The sequence below is a fragment of the Citrobacter sp. GW821-FHT02E08 genome (assembly GCF_059421685.1).
In genome coordinates this window covers 82,740-108,347 of sequence record NZ_JBWKVL010000004.1, presented here as the reverse complement: position 1 = coordinate 108,347, position 25,608 = coordinate 82,740, and the positions used below count along the sequence as shown (strand labels likewise).

Genomic DNA, 25,608 nt, shown 5'->3' with positions numbered 1-25,608 from the left:
GAGTCTCAATACAGGTCGACTATTGCCCGCTCAACGCGCCGCGATGTCTCTTATTCCGGAATGACGACCACTTCCCCCGTCGCAGGGCTGTGCAGCGAAGGCAGCCACAATTTTCCCCACCAACCCGTGCAATGGCAGGCGAAAATATACGTTGGGTTTTCCTTGCGGAGAAAACGTCTGATTTTCCATAAAGCCCACGGTGACGCACTCCGCAGATGCAACCCACCGACAATGGCATGGATACGCGTGATGCCGGTGATGTTTTGGCAGTGACGTACAATGTTGATAATCCCCTTATGACCGCAGCCAGTGATGATCACCAGTCCCTGTGCTGATTTATAGATCAGCACACCCTCATCCTGAATGTAATCTGTGGACCGAGCAGGATCGCCAAGTACGCCATAGGCTTTTGGAGAAGGGGTTGAGATCTCGCCTGACCACATGAAACGTGCGCTGATGTCCACCGGCGTTGATGTTGGTTCCTGTATAAAGCGTGAATAATCAACGTCGACTGACAACTTTTTGAATTTTGCTTTAATCCCGGCAAATGTGAGCGCGGCAAAACGTGGTTGACTGATGGCAGGATGGCAGATGATCCGCGTCTTTTCCGGGAGCCACGGTACGCCACCACAATGGTCATAGTGTCCATGGGAAAGGAGAGCTGCCGTCAGGGTGTTGAGATCAATCCCCATGTTCAGGGCATTTTTCAGAAAGCTATCATCGGGGCCGGTATCGAACAGTAGTCTGTCCTGGCCGTCTTCAATGAGCAAACTGAGGCCGGGTTTGGATATCAATGGAGAGGAATTGTGGCTTTCTTTTGCCAGATGATTTTCAAGTAGCACGCTGATTTTCAAAGACATGGTCATTCTCCAGCCATAAGGCTGAATTGTCTGCTATCTGCGGGGAAGTCTCAATAGGGCAAGAAGGAATCAATGACATTAAAAAACCGGCGCGAAGCCGGTTTAAACATTAGATTTTGCAGGCGTCGCCGCAGTCATCATCGGCCACAATCGCTTGCGCTTTTTTGTCTGCATCATCAAGACGCTCTGCATTACGCTCTTCCGCTTCTTCCAGCCCGTTAAAGACCAGATTATCGAGATCAATTTCCATCAGCTACCTGCTTCATTTCTGTGTTTATCAACCTCTGATTATATTTCAGAAAGGACATAATCAACAAACAAAGTACAGCAAAGTGGGCTTAATCGAAGGGGAGTAAGCCGAAAGAGAAGTCAATGCGCCTGAAGGAAGAAGAGATCGGGTACGTCCAAGCTGATGGACCAAAATCGTACAGTAGATGAGTATGTTTATGATTTATCTATCAGAACCCTTGGGAGCGCACTTTTTTGCTGACCATTTTATGTACCAACTCTGCATTTCTAAACGGAATTTTCTCGGTACTTCGATGTGCGCAACAGTCTCGCACGATGAAGTAAAGCGTTAGTACAGACCTGTGGCACAACTTCTCCTTAATGTCATTGAACGTTGTAATGCATAAGGAAAATTAGTCTTTAGCGATATGTATTAAATAAGACCGCGTCCCTTCGTTTGAAATGAAAAGATAAAATAGTCAATAAACAGCAACAGGAACGTCATCCTGTATTCTAATTTCCGTATTTGCATCAGTGATTTTTTATCTGTTCATAAATTCAGTAATACATTATTAATATTCAAGCAGTTGCCTCTGAGATTCATTTTCTTCGAGATATTCGAAGGAGAGCAGGCGAGTTTTTTCATCGTTGAAAAACCATTCGCAATCGTTTCGTTGAATAACGTCTCCGGGACTGAAGCATATCCCGGACGCAGCCCGAACGATCGCATATTTTCCGTTGCTGAACATAACCCTGTGGATACAAAAGGGGGGCCTTGCATCTCCAAAAAGTCGGTTTGCAATGATATGCCCTTCAATAAAAACAGCTTTCTTGTTTTTCATGAGATTCACCTTTATCACAGTATCACATTGATATGTGGTTATTTTCCTGTTTCGTTTTCTTTCGAAGAGGGAATTGCTGGCTAGCCGCCAATGCACCAGCATTCTGATGGTAGAAATAACAGCCCGCATGAAGGACATTCCAGCACCGCATCTTTTCGCAGTTTACCTGCTTTTTGGTCTGCCGTGTGGTTACAGGCAGGGCAGGTTACATGCACAGGTCTTTCTTTAAATTTTCGCAAGCCACTTGTATAAGACATAAATTAACACTCCAGAAGTTTAATAATTAAGTATACGCCTATATTTAATAATATTGAGCTTATATGTGTTTGGTTCTGTGTCTGGGGAATGCGTCAGAGAGTAAGACTGGATATTGTGATATAATGCCCTTCCATGAGAAATTTATAATGAAATCAGAAGACACTCTTGACTGGTACCCGGCACAATTGCCGCCAGTGAAAATTATCCTTGGCGAAGCCGTGCTGGCTGTTGGTAAACAGGGCCGGCCAATTAACACCCGGACGCTGCTTGAGTACCTTCAGGTCATGCAGGGAAAGCAAAAAAGAAGGGATGATAAAGTGGCGATGCAGACCGCGATAGATGTTCTCAGAGATAATCAACGCATTAACGGCAGACGTTAATGCGCATTTTTCGACGGCATCACTTTTGCAGGATATCAACCGTATGGTTTTGCCCGTCATCCAGCAGCGGGATTTTATCATCTGGCAGTGTGTTGCTATCCAGTGTGACCCGATATTCCTCGCTGCCGCGCGAAATGGTGATGTGATACCAACTGTGACCATGCTGGTACATCAGGCTGAGTGACGGCCATTCATCAGGCAACTGAGCGTGAACAGTGAAGGTGTCTTTGTAACGTTTAATTCCCAGTAGCTCCTCAGTCAGCAGTCGGTATGCCCAGCCAGAAGATCCGGTATACCAACTCCAGCCGGCACGTCCGGTATGCGGCGCGACGCTGTAAACATCCGCACTCATGACGTAAGGCTCCGCTTTATATATTTCTACTTCGCTGGCATTTCGCGCATGGTTTATCGGATTGATCATCGACCACAACTGCCAGGCGCGTGCGGTTTTGCCCATCCGGGCAAACGCCATGATTGCCCAGATTGCGCCATGCGTATACTGCCCACCGTTTTCCCGCACGCCAGGCAGATATCCCTGAATGTAACCCGGATTCGGTCCGTGACCATCGAACGGTGGTGCCAGCAGTTTGATCAGGCCAGCATCGCGGTCTACCAGACGTTCATCCAGCGACTGCATGGCTCGGGCGCTGCGTTCCGGACTTCCGGCACCGGAGAGTACGGACCAGCTTTGCGCGATGGCATCAATCTGACAATCCTGCGAAAGCCTGGAGCCCAGAGGTTCGCCGCCATCAAAATATCCGCGTCGGTACCATTCACCGTCCCAGCCAGAGGCATCGAGGTTTTTCTGTAATTGCACGGCCTGCGTGCGACACAGCAAAGCAATACTGGCGTCCTGACGCTGTTCGGCAAGATCGGCAAAGCGCTGTAAAATGTCATACAGGAAGAACCCCAGCCAGACGCTTTCACCTTTACCTTCAATGCCGACCCGGTTCATCCCGTCATTCCAGTCGCCCGCCCCGATGAGCGGCAGGCCATGCTGCCCAAACTGTAGCCCATGCCGAATCGCTTTCACGCAGTGCAACCAGAGCGTCTCTTCGATGGCGCTGGTTACCGGCGTGTCGTAAACGGACTCTTCGCCCGGCTGGAGCAGGCGACCTTCCAGATAAGGTATGGGCTGCTCCAGTACCTCTGCATCTCCGGTTGTTGCCACGTAGTGACAGACGGCCAGCGGCAGCCAGAGATAGTCGTCCGAACAACGTGTGCGCACGCCACTGCCCTGAGGCGGGTGCCACCAGTGCTGGACATCGCCTTCAGTGAACTGCCGTGACGCACAGAGGACAATCTGCTCGCGCAGCCGTTGCGGCGCGGTGTGACTCAACGCCAGCGTATCCTGCAATTGATCGCGAAAACCAAACGCGCCGCCGGACTGATAGTAGCCGCTGCGCGCCATCAGGCGACAGGCCATCGTCTGGTACAGCAGCCAGCCGTTCACCAGTAAATTAACGGTACTGTCCGGCGTGTTGATCACCATTTTATCGAGCATGTGGTGCCAGTAGCGATGAACCTTGTTCAGCTCTTCGCGCGCGGCCTCTTCGTTGAGATAGCGGGTGAGTGTTGCCTGGGCCTGAGCCTGATCTTCGCCAACGCCGAGCACAAAAATAAACGTCCGTTGATCGCCATCGATAAGTGTGGTCGCAGACTGCACTGCGCCACAGGGATCAAGACCGGCACCTGTTTTATCAGACAGCCTGCGCAGGCTTAATGCCGCCGGTTTTTGCAGTGAACCCTGACGACCGAGAAACTCGCGGCGATCGCCCGTCAGCGAGCAATGCACGCCGGTAACAGCAAAAAATGCAGTGCGTCCGGCACCGCTGGCGCCATAAAAGTTATTGGCCATCACGGCGCATCCACCGGCGACGCTTGCCGCATGGGTGACAACATGCAGCGCGGAACGTGTCCGGGATTCACCCAGTGTCCATTCCACGTAGCCTGTAACTGATAGTCTGCGCGTGCGCCCGGAGTTGTTACTGAGCGTCAGGATCGCCAGTTTAACCGGAGCCTGTTCAGCAACCAGCACCGTCAGTTCGCTGTCGATGCCGCGCTCACGGTGAGAGAACACGCTGTAGCCGAAACCGTGGCGGGTAAGATAATCCCCCTCGCCGCGTACCGGCAGCGTGGTCGGCGACCAGCACACGCCGCTCTCTTCATCACGCAAATAGAAGGCTTCGCCGCTGCGGTCGCTGACCGGGTCATTTTCCCACGGCGTTAACCGGTATTCATGGGCATTCATATACCAGCTATAGGCTTGTCCTGCTTCCGACAATACGCTGCCGAAACCGGCATTTGCCAGCACGTTTGACCAGGGGGCGGGCGTCGGTTCGTTTTCCCTGAGCACAATCTGATATTCACGACCATCCTGAGAAAAACCGCCAAGCCCGTTGAAATGGAACAGCTGAGCGGTATCCGGTGTCCAGGGGAGATGCTGGTTTATCCCCGGCCCAACGTGCGGAATAAAAGGCCGCACCGATGTTTTAGGGAGATGAATACGCTGATCAAGCTGTTCATTCAGCCCGCCTGCGCGGTCATCCAGATACAGGTGCGCCACACTCAGCAAAAGCAGCTTGTCTTCGGCGGAAAGATGCTCGCCATTACGGACAAAAATCCCGCCGGATTTATCCAGTTGACTGGCCTCAGAACCGGCATAAATCAGATCCATAATCTGGTTTTGCAGCGCCTGCTGATAACCTCCTGGACTGTCATTCAGAATCACTAAATCCGCCGCCAGCCCTTTTAGCCGCCAGTAGCGGTGCGCCTGAATCAGCGTGGTAACGGAGGGCATGCTCTCCTCGCTGGTGATACTGAGAAGCACAATGGGCAGATCGCCAGAAATCGCCCAGCCCCACAGACCCGACTGTCCGCGCCGGTTACGGCTGATTGTCTGGCTGTCGGCACGCAGTTCCTGGCAGGGGTAAAGGATCGCGCTGGCAAGGCGATTAAACAACGCGGCATCGTCTTCATTGGCATTAATCTGCCGTAATACCACCAGACTGTGCGACCAGGCCAGTTCGAAGACGCGATCGGCGATGGGGTGATCGCGATATTTTTCCAGCAGCGCCAGGCTTTGCTGACGGCTTTCGCTGAGACCATAAAGGATATCAATAATCACCGGTTGTCCGGGTTGCAGGGTGACGGCGTGGCGTATCGCCAGTACCGGATCCAGCACGGATCCCGCCGTGTTGCTGAGCGGCCCGTGTTGTCTGACCGTCAGAGCTTCTGCCGGGCTTCTGCCGCGACCGAGAAATTTCGCTCTGTCGGTTTCAAACGAGACGTTCTTCCGCGTATCGCCATGCACCACCATCATGTGAAACAGCCAGGGATTTGGTTCATCCGGAGAGCGCGGACGTCGGTGACAGAGGATGGCATTCTGGGCGGGGATAAGCTCAGTCTGGATAAATAAATTGCTGAATGCCGGATGCGCCAGATCGCTGGCCGCAGGCGCCAGTACCACTTCCGCGTAGGTTGTCAGCTCCAGGAGACGTGGGTGACGGCCATGATGCAGCAGCGTTACCCGCCGCAGTTCAATATCATCTTCCGGCGAGACCACAATCTGCGTTTTGACGCTGATCGCGCCGAGCGTGCGTCTGAATTCCGCGCCCGCATCGGTAAATATCACTTCATCGTGACAGTTGTTATCTGCCGTGGGTTGCCAGGTATTGCTCCAGACTTCACCCGTTTGCGTATCGCTGATATAGCAGAATGCCCCCCAGTTATCGCGGGTGGTATCGCTGTGCCAGCGGGTGAGGGCGATATCGTTCCAGCGGCTGTAACCACCGCCGCCAGGCGTCATCATCAGATGGTAATGGCTATTGGACAACAGCTGCACTTCAGGAACCAGGCTGTCTACCCGGGTGAAAATGCGGGGTTCGTAGCGAACCGGTTTGACTCTCCCTTCATGAGATTCAAAATGGCGGCGCGGGCTGTAGAGATCGACCGCATCCGGCACCCGCTCCTGCAACAGCAGGCTCGCCGACTGAAATGCCGTACTCGACATGAATCTGTCGGCCATTGGGGCGTTAAGCAACACGTGAGCCAGAGCCTGAAAGGCCATGCCCTGATGATGAGCCATCCATGACTGCACCACGGCATACAGCTGTCCGGTTGCCAGGCGTGACGGCGTATAGTCCAGCGCTTCATAAAAGCCGTATTCGCCGCGAGCGCCGGTTTTCTCCAGCCTTGCCAGGTTCTCACAGGCCTTCTGTGGTGAAACCATCAGTGCCAGTAGCGTGGCGTAAGGGGCGACCACCATATCGTCGGCCAGCCCCCGACGAAGACCCAGACCCGGCACGCCAAATGCCTGATACTGATAATTGTGCTGCACATCAAACGCGTGGTAGCCAGACTCTGAAACGCCCCACGGCACCCCGCGCTCTTTTCCCCAGTGAATCTGGCGCATCACCGCCGACTGGCTCATGTCGTCAAGCAGGCTGCCGGGACAGGTGGGCATCACCAGATTGGGCATCAGATATTCAAACATTGAGCCGCTCCAGGACATCAGCGCGGTTTCTTTCTCAATGGTGGTGAACAGCCGCCCCAGGGCGTACCAGCTTTTGAGCGGCAACTGGTTGGTTGCGATGGCGAGAAAGCTGGTCAGGCGAATTTCGGAGGGCAACAGATCATAGTGACTCTTATCCAGCGTATTACTGTCGCAGTTGTAACCGATGCTGAGCAGGCTGGTCACGTTGCTGTACAGGAAGGTGAAATCCATGCGTGCATGCTCATTCAGCCGCTGTTCCAGCTCGGTGATGATATTCAGTCGCATGCGTGCCAGCGCGATCGTCGATGCCGGAGGTGTTCCTTCGCCGGTAAAAGTTGCCTGAGCAAGCCAGTTCAGAGACGGCAGGGCCTGCGCGTCATACTCTGGCGTTAACCAGCCCAGCAAATGCGTCCATTCGTGGCAGATCAGGACCAGTTGGTGTTGTAAGTGTTCAGTCCAGCGCAGCACAAGATGGTCTTCGTGATGGCACAACGCCGTCAGATGGTTGCTTTGAGTGCGCATTTTTTTGAGCTCGGTAAACAACAGCGCCGGAGGCAACGAGGTGGCGCTGTGACAATGTTTGCGCAGCAGTCGCAGCCCGGTTGGCGCGTTCTGCCCCCAGTGTTTTTCCAGGATGCTCAGCGTGTCGTCCAGCCCGGCCAGCACCTGTTCGCTGTTTAAGACCGGCTGATTGCGCAGGGCAGACAGCCCTTCGCGCAGCGTCAGTAAATGGCCTGCCATATTGCCGCTGTCGACGCTTGAAACATAACGGGGGTTGAGGGGCGCAAGGGTACGGGTGTCATACCAGTTATACAAATGACCGCGGAAGTGCTCCATTTTATCCATCGCGTCGAGGGTGAGCGTGATGCGCTGCAACACCTCACCGATGGGCAAATAGCCCAAATCCCACGCGGTCAGGTTGGCCATCAGCGACAGACCAATGTTAGTGGGGGAGGTTCGGTGGGCAATCACCGGCTGCGGTATTTCCTGATAGTTGTCAGGCGTAAGCCAGTTCTCATTTGCCGTAGTGAATGTTTCAAAAAAGGCCCAGATCTCACGGCTCGTCTGCCGTAACAGCTGTTTCTGCTCTTTATTGGGCGAAAATGCGTTACGTACTGGCGGGCGACTCATCCAGCTCAGCAGCAGTGGCGTCAGGCACCACACGATACTGACCGGCAACGCGATCGCTGAGAACCCCGGCGCAACCTGCGCAGTCAGCACCGTTAACGCCACACCGCTGACCACATTCATCCACATCGCCCGGTAAAAGCGCACGGGGGATGTCTTCGTCCGATCGCTGTCCGGGCTGAAGCTGGCCCACTGACTGAGGTTGCGTTGACTGAACCCCAGCCGCCACAGCGTCACGGCAATGGCGTATAAAGAGTACCCGGCTTCATGCGGTAAGGTGACAATGTTCAGCCCGATGCGGGAAAGCCGCTTCAGTGCGCCGGTCGCAACCAGCAGCAGATGTTGCCCCACGGGACGGCGGGCGGGTTTCCTGATGAGATCGTGGGTGACGGCCATCGCCGTGGGTAGCAGCCATACCAGCGCCAGGACGCCCAGCCAGTAAAATGGATTGGGTACCCACACCAGCGTGCAAAACAGAAGCGCCAGCAACGAAGGCGCCACCAGGCTGCGCCGCAGATTATCGAATAATTTCCAGTAAGAAAGCGCGGATAACGGGTTTTTATCGTGAGTTCCATCCGCCTTTCTGACGCGGAGTTTAAGCCAGTTAAGTAACTGCCAGTCCCCGCGGATCCAGCGGGTTCTCCGTGCAACGTCGGTAAGGTAGTTATTCGGGTATTGTTCGTAAAGTAAGATCTCGCTCAGCAGACCCGAACGGGCATAACACCCTTCCAGTAAGTCATGGCTAAGGACCAGATTTTCAGGGCAGGTATTTTTCGTGGCCTGAACAAAGATATCGACATCGTAAATCCCTTTCCCGACAAACGACCCCTCTCCGAAGAGATCCTGATAGATATCGGAAGACATCATCGAGTACGGGTTGTTGCCCGGTACGCTGCTGCACATGGCGGCATAGCGACCCTGTCCGTTACGCGGCATCTCTTCCGCCAGCCCTGGCTGTAAAATTCCATATCCTTTGACCACCCGCTGGCGTGCGGGGTCATATTCCGGCTGGTTCAGCGGATGCGCCATCGTCGCGACCAGCTTATGCGCGGTATCACGGGGCAGAACCGTATCACTGTCCAGCGTAATCACATACCGGATCGCCTCCGGTAACAGATCAGCAGGCAGCCCCGCCACGCTGGAAAACTGTGTGTCAGGATGACGTAACCAGCTGTTGAGCAACGCCAGTTTGCCCCGTTTGCGTTCATAACCCATCCATACGCCCTGGGGCGGGTTCCATTCAGGTGCGCGATGGAGCAGATAAAAACGGGGGCGGCTGGCCGGATAGCGACGGTTAAGATCCTGCATCTGTGAGAGAGCCTGATCGAGCAGTTCGCTGTTTTCCGGCGAGTTTTCATTCGCTGAATCAATGAAGTCGGTCAACAGGGCGAAACAGAGATGTTCGCTCTGATTACCAAGCCAGCAAACCTCAAGACGGGTAATGAGTTTGCTGATACTTTCGCGATCGTTCAGCAGACAGGGGATCACCACCATGGTCGCGGAACCCTGCGGGATACCGGCAGAAAAATCCATTCGCGGTAGCGGTCGCGGTGAGCGAAAACGGGTGGTCGCCTCACTCAGCAGATCGCTTGCCAGTTGGCTGATCGCCACAATCAGCGGTATCAGCAACCAGCCCATCCCCGACAGCGCCGTTTCGTGCACTATTTCGGCTGTCGCCGCCATCGTCAACAGGCTCAGGCTGCCAAGCCAGGAGAGCAGGGGGATCTGGTTGAAACTGTGCCGCAGGCGGATGAACCGCGAGGTGTCGGCTGACAGCTGTATTTCCAGACGCTTCCGGCCTTCACCCATCAAAAAATAGCCAATATGGCGTCCCGGTGTGTCAGGGGGGGATTCTCTGGAGAGCGTGAGCACGCGTCGGGCGACGTCGGGTTCACTGAAGCGGCTGCCCCGGGCCAGAATTTCAATCACATGGCGGTAATGGTCGCGGGTATCAAAGTGCATCAGGGGATAGATACCGGCAGGGTCCTGACGTAACGTCTGTTCCACAACGCTCATGGCTTCAGCGAAATCGGCCCAGTTGGTTTCACTCAGTAAACGCAAACCGGTGATACTGTTGCTTACTGAAAGCTGACTGGCGGCGAGCTGTTGGTTGAAACGATGAATGAGGGCATCGGCGGTGACGCCCTGCTCAGCAAGACGTTGCTCAATCCAGGTTAGCGGCAGCGCCAGCACATTGCCGCGCCCCTGCAGGCGGCGTACCAGTTCGGCCACAAATGCACTGCTCAGCGGAGGGCGGGAGCGCGCCAGATCGGCAATCACCATGATCAGGTCGGCGGGGGCATTCTCGGCGCACTCGACGATTCGCGTAACCCAGGTGTCGGCCAGATTGCGTTCCTGCTGGGCTTCTACCACCTCTATGCTGACGCGGCGTAGATTTTCAATCAGGGCCAGTCGCAGCATACCGGGTAAAGCCCATATTTCGCCTAACGTGAGCGGCGCCACTTGCTGATAAGCGGTGATATAACTGGTCAGACTGGCGGTGTCCCAGCGTCCGTCTCCGTGTGCGATGGCCTCGGTCGCGATATCGTAAATGCGTGGACACGGGTGTGGCGACGCCAGTGCCGGTAGCCCCTTACCGAAGTTTTTCGGCAGGTGCTGGCGAACGATACGGATCTGCTCCTCAATGAGGTAGTAATTATCCAGCAGCCACTCGCCAGCGGGCATAATGCTCGCCTTTTTTCCGGCATTGAGCACATAGCAGTTTTGCGTAATGACGGCCTCATTATCGCTCAGTCGTTTGAGAAGAGAGTAAGGCAACCTGTCAGGAGACAATTTATGGGAACGCGCCAGTTTTTGTCCGAAACGCGCCATCTGCGGTGTCGAAAACAGCTCGGCTCTGAGGCTATTTTCGCCTGGCAGTTCGTTGCTCTGGAGCGTCTGTCGCTCAGCTACAGGCGGTAAGAAACGGAAATGGCTGAACCACGCCCTAATATTCATTTTCATCGAAGTTGCTCTGATGCGACGTTAACGCGCGGGAGCAGTTGCGAAATCAGTTCAGAAACATTTTCTCAGGATGGGCGTAAGGCATCGGGGATTTAACAGCTGCTGGGACACTTCATTAAGTATAGAACATCGATTTTTTGCCAGGATTGCCTCACGATTCAGCGCGGCGAAGTGTCTGGTGATCGATGGGGCTAATCTAAGATGAACCAAAGCGTTGTGGCTGCAGGTGGAAGGCAACGGACGGCAACGGAATTGAGAGAAAAAAATGCTTTATTGACTGCGAGTAAGATAAAACTAAGTATTGATAATATTGAGGAAAATTTAATGAGAATAGCGAGGCACCAAGTCACAATCTGTGAAATGGTGCGTCCGAGTGGACTCGAACCACCGACCCCCACCATGTCAAGGTGGTGCTCTAACCAACTGAGCTACGGACGCAAAATGGTGCGTTCAATTGGACTCGAACCAACGACCCCCACCATGTCAAGGTGGTGCTCTAACCAACTGAGCTATGAACGCAACGTTGTAGGTGACAACGGGGACGAATATTAGCGGCAGAGTCAGGATGAGGCAAGAGGGAAATGGTATTTTTCTTTCTGAATTCACTCGATCGCAGAGTATTTAAACAAGTTGCTTATATTTTGTTGATATTGCAGCGTGTTTTTCACTCAGACTGTACGCTGAGGGCATCATGGGGTAGGTGAATTATCAGATAAATGGGGTTGAGGTGTGAACCCTCAGCGTGTGCTCCCGGGGGAAAGGGGCAAACGCTGAGGAGACAGATAGGCTTGAGAAAACCCTGAATACAGGTTAATTCAGCGTTGCACTGTCTTGTTGTTCCTGACCTTTTTCACTCAGCAATCGGGTTGCCAGAACACCAGACATCATTGAGCCATTCACATTGAGGGCAGTCCTTGCCATATCAACGACAGGTTCTATCGCAATAAAGATACCGACCAGCGCCACCGGGAAGTTCAGCGTCGAAAGAACGATCAGTGATGCAAATGTGCCACCGCCACCCACACCCGCGACGCCAATTGAACCCAGCGCAATAGCGGGAAGCAAGGTTGCCAGGAAATGAAGCGATAACGGATCGACACCCATTGTTGGCGCAATCATCGCCACCATAATGGCAGGATAAATACCCGCGCAGCCGTTCTGCCCCATGCTGGAGCCGAAAGACGCCGCAATATTGGCAATCGTATTCGGTACGCCATATTTTTCCTGTGCAGATATCGCCAGAGGAATTGACGCTGCGCTACTGCGTGAGACAAAGGCAAAGGTGAGCACGGGCCAAACGGTTTTAAAGTAGTGAATGGGATTTTTACCACTCAGCACCAGCAAAATGGCGTGCACGATAAACATCATTGCCACCGCCAGATAACAAGCGGCAATAAACCCCAGCAGGCTGGTAAATTGTGAAAGCTGATATGTCGAAAATACGTTTGCCATTAATGCCATCACCCCATAAGGCGTCAGCGCAATGACGATACGCACCATCTTCATTACCCAAATTTGTATGGCATTAATACCCGCACTTAATTTTTTACCTTCTTCGGGGGCGTCTTTTTTGACTTTTAACAGCGCAATGCCAGCCAGAAGGGTAAAAATGACGATACCAATGACGGAAACGCTTCTGGCCCCGGTAAGGTCGAGAAATATATTGGTGGGGATTAACGATGTTATCAAATGTGGTAATGATACAGCCGCCGTTTTGTCGACATCCTCCGCTGTCAGCGTTGATTGCATCTGTCCAAAGGCGCTGGCATCCAGTCCAATGGTGTGCGCTGTAAGCAGCCCCACGAATCCGGCGATCATCACCAGACACAGCATGCAGGCGACGATAGTCAAAGACATCTTACCGATGCCTGCATTGTTTTCGAGTTTGTTAATCGCAGAAAGAATGGATATGAAAATCAGTGGAATGGCGACGAGTTTTAACAGGTTGACATAGCCGTTTCCGATGATGCTATACCATTCCATAATGGTTTTGCTGTTCTCGGCTGCCATAAAGTGGAGAGATATGCCAATGGCGGCACCCAAAAAAATAGCAATGAAGACACACCGGGAAAGAGATTGACTCTTCTGATCTATTTTAAATACCCCCATGAACAGATCAAAAAAAGCGCAACATATGCGAGCGTGGTGAACATATTTTAAGCCTCTTGCCTCATTCAGCACCTGAAATGCCGGAAAGAGTTTGTTTCAGTAAATAAATCTATGTCTTAAACAAGTCATAGAGCCGGGCGAGATTATAAGGAGGTATGCACCCTGAATGCACACAAAAATTGTGGAGTCGTGGTGATTTATTTGTATGTGGCGAATATTAAGCCAAAGAAAGGGGGAACGGATATTTGTCCGTAGCCAGGAGAATATAAGAAAAAAGCCCACCTATTGCAGAGTGGGCTACTTTATACAGGGCAAATATTAGAACTGGTAAACCAGGCCTAAAGCGACGACGTCATCAGTCGCGATGTCGTTACGTGAGTAGAAGCTGTCGTCTTCGTCCAGCAGGTTGATTTTGTAATCAACGTAGGTGGACATATTTTTGTTGAAGTAGTACGTCGCGCCAATATCAGCATATTTCACCAGATCTTTGTCGTTGTCCGCACCGACCAGGTCTTTACCTTTAGACATCAGGAAAGAAACTGCCGGACGTAAACCGAAGTCGAACTGATATTGTGCAGTGACTTCAAAGTTCTGCGTTTTGTTGGCGATAGTATCAGAACGGCCACCATACGGCGTCATATTGCGGGTTTCAGAATACATGGTTGCCAGATAGATGTTGTTAGCATCATATTTCAGGCCCGTCGTCCACGCATCCGCTTTATCGCCACCGGCGGTTGAATGGTTAACCTGCTCATTAGTACGATCGGAAGAGGTATATGCAGCACCGAAGCTGACGCCCATCCCCAGATCATACGTAGAGGAGATACCGAACCCGTCGCCGTTGGAATTTTTCACATTACGGTCGCCGCCATTGCCTGTACCTTCCTGAATCACCTGGCCATTTTCGTTAGTAACCTGGTTCTCGTTAGCGCCCTGGTACTGCAGCGCGAAGCTCAGGCCATCAACCATACCGAAGAAGTTGTTATTACGGTAAGTCGCTACGCCGTTGGCACGACCGGTCATGAAGTTGTCAGCTTTGGTATAGGAGTCACCGCCGAATTCTGGCAGCATATCGGTCCAGCCTTCAACGTCGTAGAGAACGCCGTAGTTACGACCGTAGTCGAATGAACCGTAATCACCGAATTTCAGACCGGCAAACGCCAGACGGGTGAAGCTGTTGCCATGGTCGCTTTCGGTGGTGTTGGCGTTTACCTGATATTCCCACTGACCGAAACCAATCAGTTGGTCAGTGATCTGAGTTTCACCTTTGAAACCTAAACGCATATAAGTCTGGTCACCATCAGAGTTGGTGTCATCAGAGAAGTAATGCAAACCATCGACTTTGCCATAGAGATCTAACTTGTTACCGTCTTTGTTATAAACTTCAGCAGCATGAACTGCACCAGCCGCCATCAGGGCTGGAATGACGATAGCCAATACCTTTCTTTTCATTTTATCCCTCGAATACCGAATTTATTTTTAGAAGATGGAACTAATTGCGATTCATTGAATCAATAATATCCTAAGCTGAATCTCAATAGTTCAGCAAATCCTAACTATTTATTATGTGTTATCAGTTAATACAATCGTAACTAATGGAAATATTCATTCGTCTAGTGAATGAAATAATATTTCACATTAGTTTGGTGTATTTGTTTTAAATATTTAAATCGTTATAATTAACGAGCCGTAGACCTGTGCGGCTCTTTTTATCGTTAGCTTTGTGACTCAAGTATGAGTTTTTAATTTATTTATTAAATCTACGATGAGAGGGATGGATATGCACTTGCGTGATATTCTGCTTACGCAGTAGTACATTTATTCATCTGTTGGATACCGAACACACAATGTGTGTTCGGTTTTTTTTTGGCTTTTAGGTGGGGATTGCGTATTTATCGCGCAGCGCGTTGCAAAATAACCGTAGAAGGTTGGCGTTGCAGATATCGCATACGCAGCATCATAAGAATGGCTGCGGAGGTCAGACCGATAATAAAGCCAATCCAGAAGCCAGCAGGTCCCATACGGTCAACAACCAAATCCGTTAACGCCAGGATATACCCGCTCGGTAAACCCAACACCCAATAGGCGGTAAAGGTGATAAAAAAGATGGATCGCGTGTCTTTATAGCCACGTAAAATACCGCTGCCAATGACCTGAATGGAGTCGGAGATCTGATAAATCGCTGCCAGCAGCATTAACTGTGCCGCCAGCGCAACGACTGCCGGATTATCGTTGTAGAGCAGGGCGATATGCTCTCGCAGTGTTACCGTGAAAATTGCCGTCATCATGGCCATACAGACACCGACGCCCAAACCGGTTCTGGCTGCGGTCTGCGCATCCAGTGTTGATCCCTGACCCAAACGATACCCCACACGAATCGTCACCGCCGCCGCCAACGACATTGGCAGTACAAACATCAACGAACTGAAATTGAGAGCAATCTGGTGACCCGCAACATCGACGATACCCAGCGGCGATACCAACAATGCCACTACGGCAAAGAGGGTAACTTCGAAGAATAAGGCTAACGCGATCGGGAGACCCAACTGGACCAACCGTTTCACGACGGCGGTGTCAGGTTTACTGAATCCTGGCTCATTACGAATATCGCGCATCGAACGCGCACGCCTGATGTAGGAAACCATCGCGATGAACATCACCCAGTACACTGCCGCAGTAGCAACACCACAGCCGACGCCGCCCAGTTCCGGCATGCCAAAATGGCCGTAAATGAAGATGTAGTTAACCGGAATGTTGACCAGTAGTCCGAGGAAGCCCATGACCATGCCGGGCTTGGTTTTGGCCAATCCCTCGCACTGGTTACGCGCTACCTGGAAAAACAGATAGCCCGGCGCTCCCCAGAGCAGGGCCCGCAGATAACCGACGGCTTTATCGGCCAACGCCGGATCAATATTATGCATGGAGCGGATGATATACCCGGCGTTCCACAGCACGACCATGATGAGGACGGAGACACTCCCCGCCAGCCAGAATCCCTGGCGCACCTGATGGGCGATCCGCTCACGGCGTCCGGAACCGTTTAACTGCGCGATAACGGGGGTCATTGCCAGCAGCAGACCGTGACCGAACAGAATGGCCGGTAACCAAATGGATGTGCCAATGGCGACAGCCGCCATGTCTGTGGCGCTGTATCCACCGGCCATCACGGTATCAACAAATCCCATCGCGGTTTGGGCGATTTGCGCGAGAATCACCGGTATTGCCAGAGCTAATAACTGACGCGCTTCACTGATATACTTTTGCACGTATACACCTTGTTTTTTGTTGTTATTTGAGAGACCAGAAAAGCCGCCTTGATTGGCAGCAAGAAGAAGATGCAGGGGAATTTGCAGTCTATTGTAGCGGGGAATGTGTAATTCTCCAGTGAAAAAACAGGTGTGAGCGGCACTTTGCTGGCAACCTGAATTTTCACCTGCTATTGTGCTGGGCAGAGATATTCAAACTGATTTCAGGAGTTGCAGGTATGTTTACGGGTATTGTGCAGGGCACCGCCAGACTGGTGTCTATTGATGAAAAACCGAATTTTCGCACTCATGTAGTGGAATTACCTGAATACATGCTGGATGGGCTGGAGACGGGCGCGTCGGTGGCGCACAACGGTTGTTGTCTGACCGTCACCGAAATCAAGGGCAATCAGATCAGTTTTGATTTGATGAAAGAGACCTTACGCATTACTAATTTAGGTGAGCTGAACGTCGGCGATCTGGTTAATGTTGAACGCGCCGCCAAATTCAGTGATGAGATTGGTGGGCATTTAATGTCGGGCCATATTATGACCACTGCCGAGATCTCAAAAATTCTGACCTCAGAAAATAACCGTCAGATTTGGTTCAAAGTGCAGGATCCGCAGTTGATGAAATATATTCTGTACAAAGGATATATCGGCATCGATGGCATCAGCCTGACCGTGGGAGAAGTGACCGCAACGCGTTTTTGTGTTCACCTTATTCCAGAAACGCTCGAACGCACTACGCTTGGCAAGAAAAAGCTGGGCGCTCGCGTGAATATCGAAATTGACCCGCAAACCCAGGCGGTTATCGATACGGTTGAGCGCGTATTAGCGGCCCGGGACAGCGCCGTAAATAAGCTGGCGAATGACGCTTAAAAGATGAAAGTGGCCCCCGCAGAATTTCGGGGGCTGCTCTGTTAGCGGGGAACGCGCAGACCGTGTTCAACACCGCGCGAAAAAACGACCTGCCAGAGTTGAATATCTCGGGCGCGAAATGCGCCAGCGCAGGCATTTAAATAGTAACTAAACATCCGCTTAAAACGCTCGCTGTAGTTATCTGCGATTTCAGGCCAGGCATTGATAAAGCGCGAATACCACGACATCAGCGTTGTATCATAATCGGCGCCAAAATTGTGCCAGTCCTCCATCACAAAATGCGGTTCGCTGGCGTTGGCTATCTGGCGTACGGAAGGTAGGCAACCGTTCGGGAAGATATATTTATTGATCCACGGGTCGACATTGTTGTCGGTCTTTTTAGAGCCGATGGTATGAAGCAGAAACAGGCCGTCAGATTTTAAATTACGGTCAACCACCTCAAAGTAGGTGTCGTAGTTTTTGGGGCCGACATGTTCAAACATACCTACCGAGACAATACGATCGAACTGATCCTGTAAGTCGCGATAATCCTGCAGCAGAATGGTGACATCCAAACCTTCGCAGCGCTGTTGCGCCATTTTCTGCTGCTCTGCAGAAATGGTCACGCCCACCACGCTGACCGCGTAATTGGCCGCCATATATTGTGATAATCCGCCCCAACCGCAGCCGATATCCAGCACGCGCATACCCGGTTTAAGCTGCAATTTTTCACAAATCATTTTTAGCTTCGCCTGCTGGGCAGACTCCAGAGTATCGGCTTCTTTCCAGTAGGCGCAGGAATATTGCATATACGGGTCAAGCATCCGGCTGAAAAGATCATTACCAAGATCGTAATGCTCTTTGCCGACTATCCAGGCGCGTTTTTTACTTTGCAGGTTGAACAGGCGTGCGCCTGCGATGCGGAGTGTATCTTTGAAATGGTGAGGGAGTTGATTTTCGAGGCCTGCGCGCAGAACTTTATTGAAGAAAATATCCAGTCGTTCGCACTCCCACCAGCCATCCATGTAACTTTCACCTAAACCCAGCGATCCTTCCTGCAATACACGTTTGAAAAAATCGGGGTTTTTGATTTGAATATCAGCCGGGGCAGGACCGTTGATAGCAACGCCCGCACGGCTCAGTAATTCGTTGGTGATACGGTACCAGTCATCATCCGGTACACTGACTTCTTCTATACACGATGAACTCATAGTTTCTCCATCACTGGTCGGTGATCAGAACCTTAAAACAGCGTAGACGCTTTTTGGCTTTGTGAGAAATCTCACGGAAAAAAGTCCGCGAGCCTATAATCCGACGTAGAACAGAGGAAGGGAGAACCCTTGCCGAAAAGACCATTCCCTGGCTAAACGGGAGCGCTCCGGCTCCCGTTAGAACGTAATATTTATCGTATTTATGTAACAACCGAAAATGAGTATAGGCCTCAATAATCGGTGAAACAACCCAAAAAAGTTAGCGAGCTAATCAGTGGCTATTATCGCTATTTTTAGTACGAATCGTTGTGTGCCATCTCAGAGTGCGCGGTGTGATGCGTGGACTCGCTCGCCTGCGACTGCATCCAATACCCCAATCCTGCGAGCGCAACGGTCGATAACATGACGCTGGTGGTGGTCAGCAACGGTGTGCTGATTAACCAGGAGACGACCAGACTGGCCAGGAAACAGAGACCCAACTGCAGTGAATTCTGCAATGCTGCGGCACGCCCGGTGGCTTGTGGGAATGGGCGCAATGCCTGAGCCACAACAATAGGGTAGATCGCGCCGTTGGCGATAGCCATGACACAGAAGGGGATCAGAATTTCGGTCAGCGATACATGGCTAATAAAACTGGTCGCCCAGGTCGCGACGACGCTCAATGCGAAGATGACCAATAACCAGGGTAACAGCTGTTGCCCCTGCCATTTTTGTAACGCTGCGCGGCAACCGTACCCACCGATCAGGAAGGCGATGGTTTGCGGAACATAACTGAGACCAATCACTGCGGGGCTATAACCCATTTCACTAAGGATGAACGGCGAACCGGTTAACCATGCAAAGAAGCTGGCGGAACAGGCTGCGTAAATCAGCACGTTCCCACGATAGGCTTTCGAACGCAGCAGGGTAGTGAACGTCAGTTTATCCTGACTATCGTCACGTGCTTTTGCGGTGGGTTTTAAACGCAGGGCGGGCAGCATCAGGATCAGCGTAATCACAAACAGCGTGGCGAAAATGGCCTGCCAGGAAAAATGCGCGAGGATCCAACTGCCTAACAATGGCGCAAGCGCAGGCGACAACCCGACCAACGGCATGATGGTGGCAAAAATACGGTTAACTTTTTGCGACGGGTAGTAATCCGTCACCAGTGCCTGCCAGACAACAGCAGCAGCACACACGCCAATGGCCTGGATAAAGCGCAGAACCAGCAAGCCTGTTGCACTTTCTACCCACAGCATACCCAGACTTCCGAGGGCGAAGATCGACAAACCGAGCAATAGTATGGGCTTACGACCGTAACGATCGGATAGCGGACCCCAGGCGAGCTGGGCGATGGCGAACCCGGCTAAGAACAGGCTCAGACTGGCGCTGACGGCAGAGGCAGGTGTCTGCAAATCGGCCTGAATGGCAGCAAATGCAGGTAAGTACATATCTGTTGCCAGAAAACCCAGTACGCTGAGACCCGCCAGCCAGACTAAAAACCCTTTTCCCGGTTGCATAATACATTCTCTTTTTTTATCAGTAAGACATTGCCGCAGAGTGTAGGGAGTGAAATTCCTGTTGTGAAACGCTAATATTTGTCTACTGAATTCAAATTTTTTGTAGGCAGAATATGTGGTCAGAATATTCCCTTGAAGTTGTTGATGCTGTCGCGCGCAATGGTAGCTTCAGTTCCGCCGCCCAGGAACTGCATCGCGTGCCCTCGGCCGTCAGCTACACCGTACGTCAACTGGAAGAGTGGCTGGCGGTTCCCCTGTTTGAACGACGCCACCGGGATGTGGAATTGACGCCCGCCGGCGCCTGGTTTTTAAAAGAAGGCCGCTCTGTTATCAAAAAAATGCAGATCACCCGCCAGCAGTGCCAACAGATTGCGAATGGCTGGCGAGGGCAACTGCCTATCGCGGTAGATAATATTGTGCGACCAGAACGCACCCGGCAGATGATTGTCGACTTCTATCGCCACTTTGATGACGTCGAGCTGATCGTTTCTCAGGAGGTGTTTAACGGCGTCTGGGATGCGCTTTCCGACGGACGCGTGGAACTGGCCATTGGGGCGACGCAGGCGATCCCCGTCGGCGGGCGCTATACCTTTCGCGATATGGGAATGTTGAGCTGGAGCTGCGTGGTGGCAAGTCATCATCCCCTGGCGGCGATGCCCGGACCCTTGAGTGATGATACGTTGCGCAACTGGCCGTCGCTGGTCCGTGAAGACACGTCACGGACACTGCCTAAACGTATCACCTGGCTGCTGGACAACCAAAAGCGCGTGATCGTACCGGATTGGGAATCGTCAGCAACCTGTCTTTCCGCCGGGTTATGTGTCGGGATGGTGCCTACGCATTTTGCAAAACCGTGGGTCGACAGTGGCAAATGGGTCGCGTTGACCCTGGAGAATCCATTCCCGGATGCAGCATGCTGCCTGACCTGGCAGCAAAATGACACGTCGCCCGCATTAGCCTGGCTGCTGGAGTATTTAGGCGACAGTGAAACGCTGAATAAAGAGTGGTTGCGAGAACCTGAAGAGGTTCCCGCCGGGGAAGCTTAACGACGATAGTCGCGGAACGGACCATCCGCAACCGAACGACGTTCGATCAGTCGCGGGTGGACTTCAATAGACTGCGACTCTTCACGCTTGTTGACGATACGGTCTAACAACATATTAAAGGCCGTTTCACCCAGTGAGTCTTTCGGTTGGTGAATAGTGGTCAGTGCGGGTGTGAAATAGCGCGCGTTACGCACATTGTCATAACCGATCACCGAAATATCCTGCGGTACGCGCAAACCCATTTCGTCAGCAGCGCAGAGCGCCCCCATTGCCATGATGTCGCCACCGCAGAATACCGCAGTAGGGCGATGGGTCTGAGAGAGGATTTGCTGCATTGCACGATAACCAGACTCAGGTTCAAAATCGCCCTGTACAATCCAGTTTTCCGGGACTTTTATCAGCGCTTCGTCCATCGCCTTCATAAAGCCCGCCAGGCGGCCAGCCCCCGTGTTACGCTCCATCGGGCCAGGAATGACGCCTATCTCACGATGACCGCGTTCCACCAGATAACGACCGGCCATATAACCGCCTTCGAACGCGTTATCAATGACCGTATCGGTAAAGTCAGCCTTCGCTTCGCCCCAATCCATAACCACCATTGGAATATGGCGATACTCTTCAAGCATGGAGAGCAGAGACTCTGGATATTCCGAACACATAACCAGCAGACCATCCACACGCTTTTGCGCCATCATGGAAAGGTAGGCCCGTTGTTTTTCAAGATTATTCCAGGCATTGCCAAGGATCAGGGTGTAGCCTTTCTGGAAGCAGTTTTTCTCAACGGCTTCAATAATTTCAGCGAAATAGGCGGCTTCACTGCTGGTTGCCAGCAGACCGATAGATTTGGTGTGATTCACCTTCAGGCTGCGGGCGACGGCACTCGGGGAGTAGTGCAATTCTTTGATTGCTGCCCAGACAGCATTGCGAGTCTCTTCTGCGACAAAACGCGTTTTGTTAATTACATGTGATACGGTTGTAGTGGAAACGTTTGCTCGCTTCGCTACATCTTTAATTGTTGCCATTACATTTCACTCCAGACCATATCCAAACTCCTGAAAATACTGTAGGTAAACGTTTGCCTTTACACACCCTTATCGCAACATCAGGGTTGCGGCACGCCGGGAAAACGACACGAAACGTCAGGAGGGGGTCAATGGCCGGTACGCTAATCAAGTAAGCGTGGAATTTTGTCTGATCTTGACGAAAAGGGGAAGAGTTAAAAGTGGTTATCAATATAAATCCTGGGAGATTTTTACATCCAAGTGTGTAAAAATGCGCAATATCACTTTTTGTGTGGGAATAAAAAGGAGCAAATTTGATGAGCACCGATCTGAAGTTTTCGTTAGTAACCACTATTATTGTTCTGGGCCTGATCGTAGCGGGTGGTCTGACCGCCGCACTGCACTGATTTACCGTGAGGGAGCATGCTCTCCCTCATCTCGTTACCCCTTCATTGTTACTAAATCAGCAAAAGTCTTTTGCCATTCTGTTAACTTTATTATTTTTGTGATTGATGTCATGCTTTTGGCTCTTATCGGGTGTCGCTTCGCGGCACGCTGCAGCGGAGTCAACGTATGAAAATCAATTACCCCTTACTGGCGCTTGCGATTGGCGCATTTGGTATTGGGACCACGGAATTCTCTCCGATGGGGCTGTTGCCCGTCATTGCGCATGGCGTGAATGTCTCCATTCCCGCCGCCGGAATGCTCATCAGCGCCTATGCGGTGGGTGTGATGGTGGGCGCGCCGTTGATGACCCTGTTGCTATCGCACCGTGCTCGTCGTAATGCGCTGATTTTTTTGATGGCCATTTTTACGCTGGGCAACGTCCTGTCGGCCATTGCGCCGGATTACACCACCTTGATGCTATCGCGCATTTTGACCAGTCTTAATCACGGCGCGTTTTTCGGATTGGGTTCGGTCGTGGCGGCCAGGGTAGTGCCGAAGCATAAACAGGCCAGCGCCGTGGCGACGATGTTTATGGGACTGACCATTGCAAACATCGGCGGCGTGCCTGCGGCCACATGGCTTGGGGAAACCATTGGCTGGCGGATGTCCTTTTTAGCGACCGCTGGACTTGGGGTGATCGCGATGCTCAGTTTATTCTTCTCTCTGCCGAAAGGTGGCGCAGGGGAACGGCCGGACGTGCGTAAAGAACTGGCTGTCTTGCTGCGTCCACCGGTCCTTTCTGCGCTGCTGACCACCGTGCTGGGCGCGGGGGCAATGTTCACCCTCTACACCTATATTTCACCCGTTCTGCAAAACATTGCCCATGCCACACCGGCATTTGTCACCGCGATGTTAGTTTTGATCGGCGTTGGGTTTTCGATCGGCAACTATTTTGGCGGCAAACTGGCCGATCGTTCCGTCAACGGTACGCTGAAAGGTTTCTTACTGCTGCTTATGGTCATCATGCTGGCCATTCCTTTCCTGGCGCGTAACGATCTGGGCGCTGCGTTCAGTATGGTGGTGTGGGGCGCGGCAACATTTGCCGTCGTACCGCCTTTGCAGATGCGCGTGATGCGTGTCGCCAGTGAAGCGCCGGGGTTGTCTTCGTCGGTGAATATCGGGGCATTTAATCTTGGGAATGCGTTAGGCGCGGCGGCGGGTGGCGCGGTGATTTCCGGCGGTCTGGGGTATAGCTTTGTTCCGGTGATGGGCGCCATTGTGGCAGGGCTGGCGTTATTGCTGGTCTTTGTGTCAGCGAGAAGGCAACCTGAAACGGCCTATGTCGCCAACTAAACGATTGAGTTGAAAATAAAAACGCAGAAGGAAACCCTTCTGCGTTGTCGTATTTACGCCGCGAAGTTCTTCGCAACGAATTCCCAGTTTACCAGCGCCCAGAAATGCTCCAGGTAGCCAGGACGGGCATTACGGTAGTCGATGTAGTAAGCATGTTCCCACACGTCAACGGTCATCAGCGGGGTGGCATCCGTGGTCAGCGGGGTGCCCGCGTTGGACGTAGAAACGATAGCCAGTTTGCCATCAGCCCCTTTTACCAGCCAGGTCCAGCCGGAACCGAAGTTTTTAATCGCAGCATCGGTGAACTGTGCTTTGAATTCAGCAAAGCTACCGAAGGACGCGGCGATAGCGTCAGCCAGTTTGCCGGTTGGTTCGCCGCCCGCGTTCGGGGCCAGGCAGTTCCAGTAGAACGTGTGGTTCCAGACCTGGGCTGCGTTATTGAATACGCCACCTTCTGAACTACGAACGATCTCTTCCAGTGATTTACCTTCAAAGGCGGTACCTTTGATCAGGTTATTGAGATTCGTCACATAGGTTTGATGATGTTTGCCGTAGTGGTATTCCAGCGTCTCAGCGGAAATGTGTGGTGCCAGCGCGTCTTTGGCATACGGTAATGCAGGTAATTCGAACGACATTGCTTCTCTCCTTATTATTAATATTGAGTACGTACAATAGCCATAAAGTACGTAAGGATAGGGTAGCAAATTGAAAGGTGATGCAAAAGAAGAACTTACCCTGTTGCGAAAACAACAGGGTAAGGGATTAACGAATGGTTTTTGGCGTCATGACGCGGCGGGCGCCGACATAGTGGCGTTGCCAGTAATCTTCGCTTAATGAGGTTATCTGAATTTCCTGCCCTGAACGGGGGGACTGGATAAATTTGCCATTGCCGACATACACGCCGACGTGATCCGCAGTACCGCGCCCCTGGGTCCGGAAGAAGACCAGATCGCCATTCTTCAGTTCATCACGCTCAATCGGTGAGGCATCGCGTAGGTGGTACATTTCATTTGCCGTACGCGGAATACGGAACTTCACCAGATCTTTATAGGCGTACCAGACCAGACCGCTGCAATCAAAACCGGTACGTGGCGACGTGCCGCCCCAGTGATACGGTTTACCAATCTGATTCATCAATGTGGACATTGCCGTTTTGGTCGCTTTCTGTACCCTGACCTTATGCGCATCGGCAAGCGAAGCTGGTGCGGTCTCTTTCACCTTCACACAATGGGGCTTGCGGCCTTTGCGTGGCGTGCATTTTTCGCTCCAGGTGACGGAGGCTGTTTTTGCGGTTGTGGAAGAGACACGGCGATGTGCATTTTTAGTGGTTTTCGCTGGCGAGGTCGTGTGCTTTTTGGACGAAGAGGCCGTTTTTACGCTGGTTTTGTTAACGGCTTTTTTGACGGTTTTCTGACTGGTTTTGGTTGTTTTTTTACTGGCCGTCGCGTTCTTATGTTTATCTGCCGTTTTCGTTACGTGAGAAACAGCAGGCGTCTCCCTGGTTTGCCGGGAAGCATTAGCCGGGGATGTGAAAGAGAGTGTGGAAAAAAGCAAAGCACAGAGCGTGATCGAAATTCGGTTTATTCGCGCCACTGAGCAGTCCTCTGGTTAATGCAGGCGGCTATCATGCCTGCGTGTGATTTACAAAACCTGTCGATTCTAATCCATAAAAGCACAGAAAGTTAATCGCTTTTATCATCTAAAACCCCATTTCGTAAGCGACTGCAAAAAAAATCAACAGC

Annotated in this window: 17 protein-coding genes, 2 tRNA genes and 1 pseudogene; 5 read left to right on the top strand and 15 right to left on the bottom strand. The window is 52.0% G+C overall.

What is annotated here, in order from left to right:
* Positions 1-50 precede the first annotated feature (50 nt).
* From AC07UY_RS07020 to AC07UY_RS07005, 4 genes are all read right to left on the bottom strand, one after another.
* Complete coding sequence (locus tag AC07UY_RS07020; RefSeq protein WP_494700945.1) at positions 51-860, bottom strand: MBL fold metallo-hydrolase; 810 nt, start codon at positions 858-860, stop codon at positions 51-53.
* 109 nt (positions 861-969) lie between these two features.
* Positions 970-1,110, bottom strand: coding sequence for a hypothetical protein (locus AC07UY_RS07015; RefSeq protein WP_101737839.1), 141 nt, complete (start codon positions 1,108-1,110; stop codon positions 970-972).
* Positions 1,111-1,660: 550 nt separating this feature from the next.
* Complete coding sequence (locus tag AC07UY_RS07010) at positions 1,661-1,930, bottom strand: hypothetical protein (RefSeq protein ID WP_494659816.1); 270 nt, start codon at positions 1,928-1,930, stop codon at positions 1,661-1,663.
* A gap of 80 nt (positions 1,931-2,010) precedes the next feature.
* On the bottom strand, positions 2,011-2,187 hold the full coding sequence (locus AC07UY_RS07005) for a YnfU family zinc-binding protein (RefSeq protein ID WP_238929141.1): 177 nt from the start codon (positions 2,185-2,187) through the stop codon (positions 2,011-2,013).
* A 147-nt stretch (positions 2,188-2,334) separates the two neighbouring features.
* On the opposite strand from AC07UY_RS07005, the gene AC07UY_RS07000 reads away from it, so the two are divergent.
* A complete protein-coding gene (locus AC07UY_RS07000) occupies positions 2,335-2,568 on the top strand; it encodes a hypothetical protein (protein WP_007374831.1) in 234 nt (77 codons plus the stop codon).
* Positions 2,569-2,587: 19 nt separating this feature from the next.
* Here the strand turns inward: AC07UY_RS07000 and AC07UY_RS06995 are convergent, their stop codons facing one another.
* The 6 genes and pseudogenes from AC07UY_RS06995 to mdtK form a co-directional block, all read right to left on the bottom strand.
* A complete protein-coding gene (locus tag AC07UY_RS06995) occupies positions 2,588-11,155 on the bottom strand; it encodes a glycoside hydrolase family 94 protein (protein WP_494700944.1) in 8,568 nt (2,855 codons plus the stop codon).
* Positions 11,156-11,516: 361 nt separating this feature from the next.
* Positions 11,517-11,593, bottom strand: a tRNA-Val gene (locus AC07UY_RS06990).
* A 4-nt stretch (positions 11,594-11,597) separates the two neighbouring features.
* Positions 11,598-11,674 (bottom strand) — tRNA-Val (locus AC07UY_RS06985).
* 291 nt (positions 11,675-11,965) lie between these two features.
* A pseudogene (locus AC07UY_RS06980) lies at positions 11,966-13,308 on the bottom strand (cation:dicarboxylate symporter family transporter).
* A gap of 274 nt (positions 13,309-13,582) precedes the next feature.
* Complete coding sequence (ompC, locus tag AC07UY_RS06975; protein WP_494700943.1) at positions 13,583-14,716, bottom strand: porin OmpC; 1,134 nt, start codon at positions 14,714-14,716, stop codon at positions 13,583-13,585.
* Positions 14,717-15,156: 440 nt separating this feature from the next.
* Positions 15,157-16,530 carry a multidrug efflux MATE transporter MdtK gene (mdtK, locus tag AC07UY_RS06970; RefSeq protein WP_494700942.1) on the bottom strand — a complete coding sequence of 458 codons (1,374 nt, stop codon included), beginning with the start codon at positions 16,528-16,530 and terminating at the stop codon, positions 15,157-15,159.
* 218 nt (positions 16,531-16,748) lie between these two features.
* Between mdtK and AC07UY_RS06965 the strand changes: the two genes are divergently transcribed.
* Positions 16,749-17,390: a riboflavin synthase subunit alpha gene (locus tag AC07UY_RS06965; RefSeq protein WP_494659813.1), complete on the top strand. Its 642-nt coding sequence runs from the start codon at positions 16,749-16,751 to the stop codon at positions 17,388-17,390.
* A gap of 41 nt (positions 17,391-17,431) precedes the next feature.
* On the opposite strand, the gene cfa is transcribed toward AC07UY_RS06965, so the two are convergent.
* A complete protein-coding gene (gene cfa / locus AC07UY_RS06960; protein ID WP_276291880.1) occupies positions 17,432-18,580 on the bottom strand; it encodes a cyclopropane fatty acyl phospholipid synthase in 1,149 nt (382 codons plus the stop codon).
* 293 nt (positions 18,581-18,873) lie between these two features.
* Positions 18,874-20,079: a purine nucleoside transporter PunC gene (gene punC, locus AC07UY_RS06955; RefSeq protein WP_203357961.1), complete on the bottom strand. Its 1,206-nt coding sequence runs from the start codon at positions 20,077-20,079 to the stop codon at positions 18,874-18,876.
* 113 nt (positions 20,080-20,192) lie between these two features.
* Between punC and punR the strand changes: the two genes are divergently transcribed.
* A complete protein-coding gene (gene punR, locus AC07UY_RS06950; RefSeq protein ID WP_494659811.1) occupies positions 20,193-21,125 on the top strand; it encodes a DNA-binding transcriptional activator PunR in 933 nt (310 codons plus the stop codon).
* Here the strand turns inward: punR and purR are convergent.
* Entirely contained in the window at positions 21,122-22,147 is a 1,026-nt protein-coding gene (gene purR, locus AC07UY_RS06945; protein WP_203357959.1) for an HTH-type transcriptional repressor PurR, read from the bottom strand. The two genes, punR and purR, sit on opposite strands and share 4 nt — an antisense overlap.
* 296 nt (positions 22,148-22,443) lie before the next feature.
* Between purR and cydH the strand changes: the two genes are divergently transcribed.
* Both cydH and AC07UY_RS06935 read left to right on the top strand, forming a co-directional pair.
* Positions 22,444-22,533: a cytochrome bd-I accessory subunit CydH gene (gene cydH / locus AC07UY_RS06940; protein ID WP_003029209.1), complete on the top strand. Its 90-nt coding sequence runs from the start codon at positions 22,444-22,446 to the stop codon at positions 22,531-22,533.
* A gap of 166 nt (positions 22,534-22,699) precedes the next feature.
* The gene (locus AC07UY_RS06935; protein WP_494659810.1) at positions 22,700-23,866 is read left to right on the top strand and encodes an MFS transporter; all 1,167 of its coding nucleotides are present in this window, start codon (positions 22,700-22,702) and stop codon (positions 23,864-23,866) included.
* 53 nt (positions 23,867-23,919) lie between these two features.
* Here the strand turns inward: AC07UY_RS06935 and sodB are convergent, their stop codons facing one another.
* On the bottom strand, positions 23,920-24,501 hold the full coding sequence (gene sodB / locus AC07UY_RS06930; protein WP_203357957.1) for a superoxide dismutase [Fe]: 582 nt from the start codon (positions 24,499-24,501) through the stop codon (positions 23,920-23,922).
* Between the two features lie 127 nt (positions 24,502-24,628).
* Positions 24,629-25,459, bottom strand: coding sequence for a C40 family peptidase (locus tag AC07UY_RS06925; protein WP_494659809.1), 831 nt, complete (start codon positions 25,457-25,459; stop codon positions 24,629-24,631).
* Between the last annotated feature and the right edge of the window lie 149 nt (positions 25,460-25,608).